This window comes from Escherichia sp. WS1152, from assembly GCF_046487665.1.
Lineage (GTDB): Bacteria > Pseudomonadota > Gammaproteobacteria > Enterobacterales > Enterobacteriaceae > Escherichia > Escherichia coli.
This window is the reverse complement of the sequence record NZ_JBJQJA010000004.1, coordinates 134,129-147,606: the sequence shown is the minus strand read 5'-3', so window position 1 is coordinate 147,606 and position 13,478 is coordinate 134,129. Positions and strand designations below refer to the sequence as shown.

Sequence of the window (13,478 nt, the reverse complement as noted above, 5' to 3'; positions counted from 1 at the left end):
GCTTTACCTTTAATCAAACGAAAGACGCCGACGTGCACGGGAGGCAGGTTTTACGACCGCCCGAGCCATCGCCTCACCAATTTCTGCACATGCCGTAAGTCCCTGAACGAAAGGCTGGTCGTGCATTAACCAGGGCAACGCGCCGAACGCTACGCGCCCACGAATATCTTCGGGTTGCTGTAACGTATAATCTTCACCAACATCAGGGATTTCATCCCCTGTTTTCTGTAATTGTTCGCGTAGTCCAGGGAAAGGAATATCTTTCACTTTAAGCGGACGCTGCCCGCGGGCATCAATAAAAACGTCAAACGAGTAGCTGTTGTCTTCCGTTTTCAGGACGGTGCGCGACTCGTTAATTTCCATTTTGTAGTCTTCACCGAGAGCGAGAATATGAATGATTCCCGCTTCACGTAAGGCCAGCAGCCGACGAATAGACTCTGAAGGGATTGCGGCATAATTATCTATGAAAACCCGGGCAAGGCCTTTACTGAACCGTTTATGGTCGTGTTCATTCAGATGTGGAACAATTTCCTGTACTGCTTCATGCAGGCGCAGAATGACATAACGCCAGGGAACAGTATGTTTTTCTCGTTTATTGTGTTCGACTTCCTGGAGATTTTTTTCTGCCCAGTCAAATGGGTCGCGTTGTTTGCGCTCGGCAAACCAGGCTTGAGCAAAGGAATCGACATTCAGGCTCTCTAAGGCTATGCGTTGGCTCCAGTCTGGATCAGCAAACTTGATTTCCTCTACTATCAATCTAAATACCCGATCCAAAAGGCCATATTCGCCTTTTTGAATCTCAGCATTTAATGCCTGATCGGTGACGATGTGTAAGGGCTCGTAGGGAATAGGGCAATAGAAATCGGCTTCGGGTAAAATACCCGTGCGCGACATCAACGTGATATTTAGCTTTTCACTTGCGTTATCGCGGTGAAAAACGACGTGTTGTTTATCATCTTCAATGAACGAACCATGCTGAATAGCCACTGCCATTGCCGCATCCAGTCCGCTCAAGGATGTTCCCATAATACCCACGTTACACGCATCGACCTTTGCTTCCATCAGGCCTGACCACGGGCTGGGAAAATACGTTCGGGTTGCTTCTTCTTCATCAGGCCAGACGTGACCCGTGGCAATCATCGCTAAATCAAACGTCTCGCTGGGTAAATCCTGATTTGTAGCGAGCATGACGCCAGCATTTGTAATTTGCAGATCGGTAACCTGGCATGATTCATAAACAGCCACTGCAAATTTTTGCTTTCGTGCCTGGTCTACTAATCGTAAAAATTGATCGCGGAAATATTCGCCCAGCAGAATTCGCGGTAAAAACTGACGATCGTGCAAGGTTTCTTTTTTAACGCCATAACGCTGGAGATGGCTGGCTTCTTGCTTTTGTAGCCATTCGAGATACGTACAATAAATCGGTGGTATTTCAATACTGGCAATATTTGCCAGCATCATTTTTGAGTTTTCCTCATCACTGTATGGCATCCCGACACCGGCCTCGTCAGCCTGCTCGAAGATAGAAATAGAAAGTGGAGTTTGTTGCTGTAGAAGCGAGAATAAGGTGTAGATCCCCGTAGGCCCGGCACCCACAATAGCAATTTTTTTCATTGTTACTTACCTGTACGCATTCTTTCGAATTTAGTGTTATCAGATAAGTTTGGTTGAGATTTTTAGAATTTGAGAAATTTCAGACAGGGATGAAAAGGGCGCTAACCGCCCTTGATTAAATTCTGTCAGGCGAGTTTTGCCTGATTGATTTGACTCAGTGGCTCATTGACATCGAAAACTTTGGCGACAACTTCCTCAACGCCGAGATTTTTCAGTCGGGCAGTGTGTTTTTCCAGATAGGCAAGGGCGCTTTTTTCATCAGTGAAAAGGTAGATCCCGCCGGCTTCGTGGTTCTTTTCACTTTCTGTCCATACCTTCCACAGAAAACCAGGTTCCTGATTAATCGACTCAGCAAGTGGTTTAAGCTGCTCAGCCATTGCGTCGCCAAATGGGCCATTAAAAGCAAAATGAAGTTGTAACAAAGTTGCCATAGCGATTCTCCTTCTGATAACGCATACGAAGACAGTGTAAATCTTTTAACGTATTGGATACAGAGAAGAAGCAGAGGGAAAAAGGAGAAGACCAGATTAAGAAAATCTGGTGCGTCCGAGTGGACTCGAACCACCGACCCCCACCATGTCAAGGTGGTGCTCTAACCAACTGAGCTACGGACGCAGGATGGTGCGTTCAATTGGACTCGAACCAACGACCCCCACCATGTCAAGGTGGTGCTCTAACCAACTGAGCTATGAACGCAACGTTGTAGGTGACAACGGGGACGAATATTAGCGGCAGAGTGGGAAGGTGGCAAGAGGCAAAACGTAATTTTCTGCGCTATTTCGACCGTTTGCAGAGCTTTTAAGCAAATTGGCTATATTTTGTTGATTTGCAAGGGCGATTTTTATTCAGGATCGCATTTACATCTGATACAACCCAATAATTCGTGTATCAGAGTTTAAACAGAGTTGTTTGCCACCATCTCAAATCTGTCGTGGATAAATCCTCCGTAGCCTTTACACTTAGGTAGCAATAAAGGCACACAGATGCAGCAAAGGAATAAATCATGGGATCTGATGCGAAAAACTTGATGAGCGACGGGAATGTGCAAATTGTTAAGACCGGCGAGGTCATTGGCGCGACGCAACTTACTGAAGGCGAGTTGATTGTTGAAGCTGGCGGAAGAGCCGAAAATACCGTGGTCACGGGGGCTGGCTGGTTGAAAGTGGCAACCGGTGGGATCGCCAAATGCACACAGTACGGTAACAATGGCACGCTATCGGTCAGCGACGGTGCCATTGCCACAGATATTGTTCAGTCCGAGGGAGGCGCAATTAGTCTCTCTACGCTCGCTACGGTTAATGGCCGCCATCCCGAAGGTGAATTCAGCGTTGATAAAGGTTATGCCTGCGGTTTGTTGCTGGAAAATGGCGGTAACCTGCGTGTACTGGAAGGACATCGCGCGGAAAAAATTATTCTCGATCAAGAAGGCGGCCTGTTGGTCAATGGGACAACCTCAGCGGTCGTGGTAGATGAAGGTGGTGAATTGTTGGTGTATCCAGGTGGGGAAGCCAGCAATTGTGAGATTAATCAGGGCGGCGTTTTTATGCTGGCGGGGAAAGCCAGTGATACGTTGCTTGCTGGTGGCACCATGAATAATCTCGGTGGTGAAGACTCTGACACTATTGTTGAGAATGGAGCCATCTATCGTCTGGGGACAGATGGTCTTCAGCTCTACAGTTCCGGTAAGACGCAAAACCTGTCCGTTAATGTGGGTGGTCGGGCTGAAGTGCATGCCGGTACGCTGGAAAATGCGGTAATACAAGGTGGAACAGTGATCCTGTTGTCACCCACCAGCGCGGACGAAAATTTTGTCGTAGAGGAAGATCGCGCACCGGTTGAACTGACCGGGAGTGTTGCATTACTGGACGGCGCTTCAATGATTATTGGCTATGGCGCAGATCTGCAACAATCAACGATTACTGTACAGCAGGGCGGTGTATTGATTCTCGACGGCAGTACGGTAAAAGGTGACGGTGTCACTTTCAGTATTGGTAACATCAATCTGAATGGCGGAAAACTGTGGCTGATCACTGGTGCGGCAACGCATGTGCAACTGAAAGTGAAACGCCTGCGCGGAGAGGGAGCGATTTGCCTGCAAACCAGTGCGAAAGAAATTTCACCTGACTTCATCAATGTGAAAGGGGAAGTTACCGGGGATATACGCGTTGAGATAACAGATGCCAGTCGGCAAACTCTATGTAATGCACTGAAACTACAGCCAGACGAAGACGGGATTGGCGCAACGCTCCAGCCTGCGTAAAAATACAGGCGCAACCCGCGAAGGTTGCGCCTTGTCTTTATTAGCGGGACGCTCGTTGCAGAATGATGGCTGACGGCATACGTTGCAGGAACCGCATACGCAGCATCATCATAATGGCTGCCGACGTCAGGCCAATAATAAAGCCTATCCAGAAGCCTGCTGGCCCCATAGGTTCAACGACCAGATCGGTCAGTGCCAGAATATAGCCGCTTGGCAAGCCCAGCACCCAGTAAGCCGTAAAGGTGATATAGAAAATGGAACGCGTATCTTTATAACCACGCAAAATCCCACTGCCAATCACCTGGATTGAGTCAGAAATCTGATATACCGCCGCCAGCAACATCAAATGCGCAGCCAGCGTTACAACCTCGGGATTGTCGTTGTACAACAGGGCGATTTGCTCCCGCAGTGAAACCGTGAATATGGCCGTCAGGGTTGCCATACAGACACCCACCATAAGCCCGGTCCGCGCAGCGGTTTGCGCATCCAGCGTTGAGCCCTGACCCAGACGATAACCTACGCGGATAGTTACCGCTGCCGCCAGCGACATTGGAAGCACGAACATTAGTGAACTAAAGTTCAGGGCAATCTGGTGTCCTGCGACATCAACAATACCGAGCGGAGACACTAACAGAGCCACGACGGCAAACAGTGTCACTTCAAAGAATAGTGCCAGCGCAATCGGCAAACCGAGTTGAATCAGTCGTTTCATAACCGCAGGATCGGGTTTCGCGGTGCCTTTTTCGTTACGAATATCGCGCATGGAGCGGGCGCGTTTAATGTAAGAAACCATGGCAAGGAACATGACCCAATACACCGCCGCAGTAGCCACGCCACAACCAACGCCACCGAGCTCAGGCATACCGAAATGACCATAAATAAAGATATAGTTCACCGGGATGTTCACCAGCAGGCCGATAAAGCCCATTACCATACCCGGCTTGGTTTTTGCCAGACCTTCACACTGGTTACGGGCAACCTGGAAGAACAGATATCCCGGCGCGCCCCACAACAACGCACGCAGATAACCCACGGCTTTGTCCGCCAGAGCCGGATCGATGTTTTCCATGGAGCGGATAATGTAACCTGCATTCCACAGCACCAGCATAATGAGAACGGAAACAAAACCTGCCAGCCAGAAACCTTGTCGCACCTGATGCGCAATGCGCTCACGTCGACCGGAACCATTTAATTGCGCGATAACCGGCGTTAATGCCAGCAGCAGTCCGTGACCAAAGAGGATCGCCGGAAGCCAGATAGAAGTACCGATAGCGACCGCCGCCATGTCGGTGGCACTGTAGCCGCCCGCCATCACGGTATCGACAAAACCCATCGCAGTTTGGGCGATTTGCGCGAGAATCACCGGGATTGCTAATGCTAATAACAGACGCGCTTCACTGATATACTTCTGCACGTGAACACCTTTTATTTGTAGTTATATGAGAGACTAAAAAGCCGCCTGAATGGGCAGCAAAAAGAAGAAGCAGGGGAAATTCAGTCTATTGTAGCGAGGATTTATTAATTCTCCAGTGAAAAAATAGTCATTCTTACCCCTTCACTGGTAAGGGCGTTTGCCACCTGCTATTGTGCTGAACAGAATGTCTTAACTGATTTCAGGAGTTGTAAGTATGTTTACGGGGATTGTACAGGGCACCGCAAAACTGGTGTCGATTGACGAGAAACCAAATTTTCGTACGCATGTGGTGGAGTTACCCGACCACATGCTGGACGGCCTGGAAACCGGTGCGTCCGTGGCGCATAACGGTTGCTGCCTGACCGTGACGGAAATTAACGGCAACCATGTCAGTTTTGACCTGATGAAAGAAACGTTACGCATTACCAATCTTGGCGATTTAAAAGTGGGGGATTGGGTAAACGTTGAGCGTGCGGCGAAATTCAGTGATGAAATTGGCGGACACTTAATGTCAGGTCATATTATGACCACCGCTGAAGTGGCGAAAATATTAACCTCGGAAAATAATCGCCAGATCTGGTTTAAAGTCCAGGATAGTCAGTTGATGAAATATATCCTGTACAAAGGATTTATTGGCATCGACGGTATTAGCCTGACCGTCGGCGAAGTCACGCCAACGCGTTTTTGCGTCCATTTAATTCCGGAAACACTGGAACGCACGACTCTTGGGAAGAAAAAACTTGGCGCACGCGTCAACATTGAAATCGATCCACAAACTCAGGCAGTGGTAGATACGGTAGAACGTGTGCTGGCGGCACGAGAAAATGCCATGAATCAACCAGGTACAGAAGCCTGATCTGAAATCGCCCCCGGAGCGGGGGCGATAGAATAGCCTTTAGCGAGCGACTCGAAGGCCGTTTTCAACACCGCGTGAGAACACCACCTGCCAGAGCTGAATATCACGGGCGCGGAAAGCACCTGCGCAGGCATTCAGATAATAGGTAAACATTCGTTTAAAGCGTTCACTGTAGTTATCCGCAATTTCTGGCCATGCGGCGAGGAATCGTTCATACCACGCCATCAACGTAGTATCGTAATCAGCACCGAAGTTATGCCAGTCTTCCATCACAAAGTGGGGTTCGCTGGATTGAGCAATCTGGCGTACAGAGGGCAGGCAACCGTTCGGAAAAATATATTTGTTAATCCAGGGATCAACATTCAGATCGGTTTTTTTCGAACCGATAGTATGGAGCAGGAATATACCTTCCGGTTTCAAATTACGATCCACCACCGCAAAATAGGTATCGTAATTTTTCGGTCCGACGTGCTCGAACATCCCCACAGAAACAATACGATCAAACTGGTCGTTCAGGTCACGATAATCTTGCAGCAAAATGGTGACATCCAGGCCTTCACAGCGTTCCTGAGCCATTTTTTGCTGTTCGGCAGAAATGGTGACGCCAACCACGCTTACGTCATAATTAGACGCCATGTAGTGCGCCAGTCCGCCCCAGCCGCAGCCAATATCCAGTACGCGCATCCCTGGTTTTAACTGCAATTTTTCACAAATCATTTTGAGCTTCGCCTGCTGGGCAGATTCCAGATTATCGGCATCTTTCCAGTAAGCGCAGGAATATTGCATGAAGGGATCAAGCATGCGGCTGAACAAGTCATTACCCAAATCATAATGCTCTTTGCCGACTATCCAGGCACGTTTTTTACTCTGCAGATTGAAGAGACGAGCGCCGGCAATACGCAGCGTGTCTTTGAAATGATGGGGGAGTTGGTTCTCGAGACCTGCGCGTAAGACTTTGCTAAAAAACATATCCAGTCGGTCACATTCCCACCAGCCATCCATATAACTTTCGCCTAACCCCAAAGAGCCTTCTTGCAGAACGCGTTTAAAAAAATCGGGGTTTTTCACACGAATATCCGCCGGGGCAGAACCGTTAATGGCTATACCGGCACGGCTAAGTAATTCGTTGGCGATACGGTACCAGTTGTCATCCGGTACACTGACTTCTTCTATACACGATGAACTCATAGTTTCTCCATCACTGGTCGGTGATCAGAACCTTAAAACAGCGTAGACGCTTTTTGGGCTTTGTGAGAAATCTCGCAGAAAAAACCGCGAGTCTATAATCCGACGTAGAACAGAGGGAAAGGAGGAACCCTTGCCGAAATGACCATCCATAGTGAGTAGGGAACGATCCTGTCCCCGTAAAAACATAATATTTATCGTAGCTTTAACAACTCGAAATTAGTATAGGCCGCTAATTTCAATCATACAACAAAATTTTGTTAGCAGCCTAAGTATAAGTATATCGATATAGATCAGTGTGATTCGCTATGAGCGACTTCGGCATTGCCATGATTCTGGCAGCCAACTTCTTCACAACGTTGCATCATGTAACCCAGCGCGACCAGCACTACTGTTGATAACATCACGCTGGTGGTGGTGAGCAATGGCGTGCTGATACTGATCAGCCAGGAAACTACCAGACTTGCGAGGAAGCACAGACCCAGTTGTAGAGTGTTCTGCAACGCTGCGGCGCGACCAGTTGCGTGTGGGAAGGGACGCAGCGCCTGGGCGACAACAATAGGGTAGATCGCGCCATTGGCAATCGCCATCACACAGAATGGGATCAGGATTTCGACCAGCGACACATGGCTAATGAAGCCCGCAGCCCAGGTCGCAATGACGCTGACAGCAAACAGCACCAGCAACCACGGTAATAACTGCTTGCCTTGCCATTTCTGCAGCGCGGCGCGACAGCCATAACCACCAATCAGAAACGCGATAGTTTGCGGGACATAACTTAAACCAATAACTGCCGGGCTGTAGCCCATTTCACTAAGGATGAACGGTGAACCGGTCAGCCATGCAAAAAAACTGGCTGAACAGGCCGCGTATATCAGCACGTTGCCGCGATAGGTTTTAGAACGTAGCAGGTCGGTAAAGGTCAGACCATCCTGACTATTGTTACGGGCCTTCGTCGTGGGTTTGAGCCAGAAAATAGGCAGAATCAGCACCACGGTAATGGCAAAAAGGGTGGCGAAAATCGCCTGCCAGGAAAAATGGACCAGCAGCCAGCTTCCTAACAGAGGAGCCAGGGCCGGAGATAGACCCACCAGCGGCATGATGGTCGCAAAAATTCGGTTAACTTTCTGTGAAGGATAATAATCCGTCACTAACGCTTGCCAGATAACCGCCGCGGCGCAGACACCCACAGCTTGTACAAAACGCAATACCAGCAGCATAGCGGCGTTTTCTACCCACAGCATCCCCAGACTACCTAACGCAAAAATTGTCAGGCCGATTAATAATACCGGTTTACGACCATAACGGTCGGAAAGCGGCCCCCACAGAAGCTGGGCTGCGGCAAAACCGGCAAGGAACAGACTAAGGCTGGCACTAACAGCAGACGCAGGCGTTTGCAGATCGGCCTGTATGGCGGCGAAAGCAGGCAGGTACATATCGGTTGCCAGAAAACCGAGTACGCTCAAACCCGCCAGCCAGACTAAAAATCTTTTCCCAGGTTGCATGTATATTCTCTAAATCTCTCAATTAAACACCGCCGCAAAGTGTAGGGAGTGAAATTAGTGTTGTGAAACGGTAATATTTGATGACTGGTTTCAAAAATTTTGCAGGCAGACTATGTGGTCAGAATATTCACTCGAAGTTGTTGATGCGGTAGCGCGTAATGGTAGTTTTAGTGCCGCAGCCCAGGAGTTGCATCGCGTTCCTTCTGCGGTCAGCTATACCGTACGTCAGCTGGAAGAGTGGCTGGCGGTGCCGCTGTTTGAACGACGTCACCGTGATGTGGAACTGACCGCTGCCGGGGCGTGGTTTCTCAAAGAAGGTCGCTCTGTTGTCAAAAAAATGCAGATCACCCGCCAGCAATGTCAGCAGATAGCGAACGGCTGGCGTGGTCAGTTAGCTATTGCAGTGGATAATATTGTCAGGCCAGAACGTACACGGCAGATGATCGTTGATTTTTATCGCCATTTTGATGATGTCGAACTTCTTGTCTTTCAGGAAGTGTTCAACGGTGTCTGGGATGCGCTTTCCGACGGGCGCGTGGAACTGGCGATTGGCGCAACACGCGCGATTCCGGTAGGCGGTCGTTATGCCTTCCGGGATATGGGGATGCTAAGCTGGAGTTGCGTTGTTGCCAGCCATCACCCGCTGGCGTTGATGGATGGCCCGTTCAGCGATGATACGTTGCGCAACTGGCCGTCGTTGGTGCGCGAAGACACCTCGCGAACGCTACCTAAGCGTATTACCTGGTTGCTGGATAACCAAAAAAGACTTGTCGTGCCTGACTGGGAATCATCGGCAACCTGTATCTCGGCAGGATTATGCATAGGGATGGTGCCAACACATTTCGCCAAACCGTGGCTTAATGAGGGGAAGTGGGTAGCATTAGAACTGGAAAACCCCTTTCCGGATTCGGCATGTTGTCTGACATGGCAGCAAAATGATATGTCGCCTGCGTTAACCTGGTTGCTTGAGTATCTCGGCGATAGTGAGACGCTGAATAAGGAGTGGCTGCGGGAGCCGGAAGAGACTCCCGCAACGGGTGATTAACGACGATAGTCGCGGAACGGGCCGTCAGCCACGGAGCGGCGTTCAATCAAGCGCGGATGCACTTCAATGGACTGCGGTTCTTCACGTTTGTTGACGATACGATCCAACAGCATGTTGAACGCTGTTTCACCCAGCGAGTCTTTTGGCTGATGGATCGTGGTCAGCGCCGGCGTAAAATAGCGGGCGTTGCGCACGTTATCATAACCGATCAGCGAAACATCCTGCGGGACGCGCAGCCCCATTTCATCAGCAGCACAAAGTGCGCCCATTGCCATGATATCGCCACCACAGAAGACGGCAGTAGGGCGATGCGGCTGCGACAGGATTTGCTGCATGGCGCGATAACCGGATTCAGGTTCAAAATCACCCTGCACAATCCAGCTTTCCGGCACCTTGATCATCGCTTCTTCCATCGCCTTCATAAAACCGGCAAGGCGGCCTGCGCCGGTGTTACGTTCCAGCGGGCCGGGGATAACGCCGATTTCGCGATGGCCGCGTTCTATCAGATAACGCCCGGCCATGTAGCCGCCTTCGAACGCGTTATCAATGACCGCATCGGTGAAGTCAGCTTTTGCTTCACCCCAGTCCATCACCACCATTGGGATATGGCGATACTCTTCCAGCATCGCCAGCAACGGCTCTGGGTACTCAGAACACATTACCAGCAGACCATCGACGCGTTTTTGCGCCATCATCGACAGATAAGCCCGCTGTTTCTCAAGATTATTCCACGCATTGCCCAGAATCAGGGTGTAACCTTTCTGGAAGCAATTTTTTTCAACTGCTTCAATGATCTCGGCAAAATAGGCCGCTTCGCTGCTGGTCGCCAGCAAACCGATAGACTTGGTGTGGTTAACCTTCAGGCTACGCGCCACCGCGCTAGGGGAGTAGTGTAATTCTTTAATCGCTGCCCACACGGCGTTGCGCGTTTCTTCAGCGACGAAACGTGTTTTGTTGATCACGTGTGACACAGTTGTAGTGGAAACGTTTGCTCGTTTCGCTACATCTTTTATTGTTGCCATTCCATTTCACTCCAGACCCTAACTTCAGCTCCTGCAAAATCGCAAGGTAAACGTTTGCCTTTACACACCTTACGCACAACAAAAGTGTTGCGGTACGCCGGAAAAACGACACGGAGCGTCAGGAAGGGGTCAATGGCCAGTACGCAAATAGTGTAAGCGTGGAATTTTGGCCGATCTTGACGAAAAGGGGAAGTGGTAAAAACACTTATCATTATAAATGACGGGAGATTTTTTCATCACAGTGTGTAAAAATGCGTAATATCACTTTTTGTGTGGTAATAAAAAAGGAGAAAACTTGATGAGCACCGACCTTAAATTTTCACTGGTAACAACGATTATCGTCCTCGGTTTGATCGTAGCCGTGGGTTTGACTGCCGCGCTGCACTGATTTCCTCTCGAGGGAGCGCGTTCTCCCTCGCATCTCCTTCCTGTTTGTTAGCAAAATGGCAAAAGTGTTTTCTCTTTTTGTTATTTTCATTTTTTTGTGATTGCTGTCATGCTTTCGCCACTTTAATGAATATCGCGTAATGACGCGAAGAGGTGGAGATAAGGCATGAAAATTAACTATCCGTTGCTGGCGCTGGCGATTGGCGCGTTTGGTATCGGGACAACGGAGTTCTCGCCAATGGGCTTGTTGCCCGTCATTGCGCGCGGTGTGGATGTCTCGATTCCCGCTGCCGGAATGTTAATCAGTGCCTATGCAGTTGGCGTAATGGTTGGCGCGCCGCTGATGACGCTTCTACTTTCTCATCGTGCCCGCCGCAGTGCGTTGATTTTCCTGATGGCAATTTTCACGCTCGGCAACGTACTTTCCGCCATCGCGCCGGATTATATGACCCTGATGCTTTCATGCATTTTGACCAGCCTGAATCATGGAGCATTTTTTGGTTTGGGTTCAGTCGTGGCTGCAAGCGTGGTGCCAAAACATAAACAGGCCAGCGCAGTTGCCACTATGTTTATGGGGTTAACCCTGGCAAATATCGGTGGCGTGCCGGCGGCGACCTGGTTGGGTGAAACCATCGGCTGGCGGATGTCATTTCTGGCAACGGCGGGGCTGGGAGTGATTTCAATGGTAAGTCTGTTCTTCTCATTACCTAAAGGTGGTGCAGGGGCACGACCTGAAGTGAAAAAAGAGCTGGCGGTATTAATGCGTCCGCAGGTGCTGTCTGCATTGCTGACGACGGTACTGGGAGCTGGTGCAATGTTTACTCTCTACACCTATATCTCTCCGGTACTGCAAAGTATTACCCACGCAACACCGGTGTTCGTCACGGCAATGCTGGTGCTGATTGGTGTCGGATTCTCTATCGGTAACTATCTCGGCGGCAAACTGGCAGATCGTTCAGTTAACGGCACGTTGAAAGGCTTTTTGTTGCTGCTGATGGTGATTATGCTGGCAATCCCGTTCCTGGCCCGCAATGAGTTCGGCGCAGCTATTAGCATGGTGGTGTGGGGCGCTGCAACCTTTGCGGTCGTACCGCCGTTACAGATGCGCGTGATGCGTGTCGCCAGTGAAGCGCCAGGTCTGTCTTCATCAGTCAATATTGGTGCCTTTAATCTTGGAAATGCGCTGGGAGCAGCCGCTGGTGGTGCGGTAATTTCCGCTGGGCTGGGATACAGCTTTGTGCCGGTGATGGGGGCGATTGTCGCGGGACTGGCATTATTGCTGGTGTTTATGTCAGCCAGAAAACAACCTGAAACAGTTTGCGTTGCTAACAGCTAATTAAACAAAAGCGCAGAAGGATAACCTTCTGCGTTACAGTTGCTGACAACGTGCGATTTATCTTGCCGAATGCGCTGTTAACGCCTCATCCGCGTTGGCATGGTAAGCGAAGCGCATCAGGCAATGCTGCATTTGCCATCAGTTATTATGCAGCGAGATTTTTCGCTACGAATTCCCAGTTCACCAGCGCCCAGAAGTGCTCCAGATAGCCAGGACGTGCATTGCGATAATCGATGTAATATGCGTGTTCCCAGACATCAACGGTCAGCAGCGGAGTCGCATCGGTGGTCAGTGGAGTACCCGCGTTAGAGGTTGAAACGATAGCCAGTTTGCCATCGCTGTTTTTCACCAGCCAGGTCCAGCCAGAACCAAAGTTTTTGATCGCTGCATCAGTAAACTGAGCTTTGAAATCGGCAAAGCTGCCAAAAGATGCGGCGATAGCTTCAGCGACTTTTCCAGTCGGTTCGCCACCGGCGTTCGGTGCCAGGCAGTTCCAGTAGAAAGTATGGTTCCAGACCTGAGCTGCGTTGTTGAATACGCCACCTTCAGAGCTGCGAATAATCTCTTCCAGTGATTTACCTTCAAACGCGGTACCTTTAATCAGGTTGTTCAGGTTAGTGACATAAGTCTGATGATGCTTGCCGTAGTGATACTCGATAGTTTCCGCAGAAATGTGCGGTGCCAGAGCATCTTTAGCATATGGTAGTGCAGGTAATTCGAATGACATTGCTACTCTCCTTTATTATTAATTTGCATACGTACAATAGCCTTATTGTGCGTATGGATAGGGTAGCAAATTAAAAGGTGAGACAAAAGATGAACTTACCCTGTTGCCGTAACAACAGGGTAAAGTT

The 13,478-nt window shown here is 49.7% G+C and carries 12 protein-coding genes and 2 tRNA genes; 5 read left to right on the top strand and 9 right to left on the bottom strand.

Annotated features, from left to right (window positions below):
- Positions 1-9: 9 nt before the first annotated feature.
- From ACJHW7_RS08670 to ACJHW7_RS08655, 4 genes are all read right to left on the bottom strand, one after another.
- Positions 10-1,614 (bottom strand): FAD-NAD(P)-binding protein, encoded by a 1,605-nt coding sequence (locus ACJHW7_RS08670; protein WP_021556849.1) that lies wholly within the window; start codon positions 1,612-1,614, stop codon positions 10-12.
- Positions 1,615-1,739: 125 nt separating this feature from the next.
- Positions 1,740-2,045 (bottom strand): monooxygenase, encoded by a 306-nt coding sequence (locus ACJHW7_RS08665; protein WP_000212657.1) that lies wholly within the window; start codon positions 2,043-2,045, stop codon positions 1,740-1,742.
- A gap of 107 nt (positions 2,046-2,152) precedes the next feature.
- Positions 2,153-2,229: transfer RNA gene (locus ACJHW7_RS08660), tRNA-Val, on the bottom strand.
- Positions 2,230-2,233: 4 nt separating this feature from the next.
- Positions 2,234-2,310 (bottom strand) — tRNA-Val (locus ACJHW7_RS08655).
- Between the two features lie 307 nt (positions 2,311-2,617).
- Between ACJHW7_RS08655 and ACJHW7_RS08650 the strand changes: the two genes are divergently transcribed.
- Complete coding sequence (locus ACJHW7_RS08650; RefSeq protein ID WP_021556848.1) at positions 2,618-3,874, top strand: AIDA repeat-containing protein; 1,257 nt, start codon at positions 2,618-2,620, stop codon at positions 3,872-3,874.
- Between the two features lie 40 nt (positions 3,875-3,914).
- Here ACJHW7_RS08650 and mdtK read toward each other — a convergent pair whose 3' ends face one another.
- Complete coding sequence (gene mdtK, locus ACJHW7_RS08645) at positions 3,915-5,288, bottom strand: multidrug efflux MATE transporter MdtK (RefSeq protein ID WP_001174943.1); 1,374 nt, start codon at positions 5,286-5,288, stop codon at positions 3,915-3,917.
- 214 nt (positions 5,289-5,502) lie between these two features.
- On the opposite strand from mdtK, the gene ribE reads away from it, so the two are divergent.
- Complete coding sequence (gene ribE / locus ACJHW7_RS08640) at positions 5,503-6,144, top strand: riboflavin synthase (protein ID WP_000493947.1); 642 nt, start codon at positions 5,503-5,505, stop codon at positions 6,142-6,144.
- Positions 6,145-6,183: 39 nt separating this feature from the next.
- On the opposite strand, the gene cfa is transcribed toward ribE, so the two are convergent.
- On the bottom strand, positions 6,184-7,332 hold the full coding sequence (gene cfa / locus ACJHW7_RS08635) for a cyclopropane fatty acyl phospholipid synthase (protein WP_000098896.1): 1,149 nt from the start codon (positions 7,330-7,332) through the stop codon (positions 6,184-6,186).
- Between the two features lie 290 nt (positions 7,333-7,622).
- On the bottom strand, positions 7,623-8,834 hold the full coding sequence (gene punC, locus ACJHW7_RS08630; protein ID WP_001182346.1) for a purine nucleoside transporter PunC: 1,212 nt from the start codon (positions 8,832-8,834) through the stop codon (positions 7,623-7,625).
- Positions 8,835-8,946: 112 nt separating this feature from the next.
- Here punC and punR point away from each other — a divergent pair, with 112 nt between their 5' ends.
- Positions 8,947-9,879, top strand: coding sequence for a DNA-binding transcriptional activator PunR (gene punR, locus ACJHW7_RS08625; protein WP_000269493.1), 933 nt, complete (start codon positions 8,947-8,949; stop codon positions 9,877-9,879).
- On the opposite strand, the gene purR is transcribed toward punR, so the two are convergent.
- Positions 9,876-10,901: an HTH-type transcriptional repressor PurR gene (purR, locus tag ACJHW7_RS08620; RefSeq protein WP_000190982.1), complete on the bottom strand. Its 1,026-nt coding sequence runs from the start codon at positions 10,899-10,901 to the stop codon at positions 9,876-9,878. The genes punR and purR overlap by 4 nt on opposite strands.
- Positions 10,902-11,199: 298 nt before the next feature.
- Between purR and cydH the strand changes: the two genes are divergently transcribed.
- Both cydH and ACJHW7_RS08610 read left to right on the top strand, forming a co-directional pair.
- Complete coding sequence (gene cydH / locus ACJHW7_RS08615; RefSeq protein WP_000102278.1) at positions 11,200-11,289, top strand: cytochrome bd-I accessory subunit CydH; 90 nt, start codon at positions 11,200-11,202, stop codon at positions 11,287-11,289.
- A 165-nt stretch (positions 11,290-11,454) separates the two neighbouring features.
- Entirely contained in the window at positions 11,455-12,624 is a 1,170-nt protein-coding gene (locus ACJHW7_RS08610) for an MFS transporter (protein ID WP_021556847.1), read from the top strand.
- A 145-nt stretch (positions 12,625-12,769) separates the two neighbouring features.
- Here ACJHW7_RS08610 and sodB read toward each other — a convergent pair whose 3' ends face one another.
- Entirely contained in the window at positions 12,770-13,351 is a 582-nt protein-coding gene (gene sodB / locus ACJHW7_RS08605; RefSeq protein ID WP_000007283.1) for a superoxide dismutase [Fe], read from the bottom strand.
- Positions 13,352-13,478: the final 127 nt, after the last annotated feature.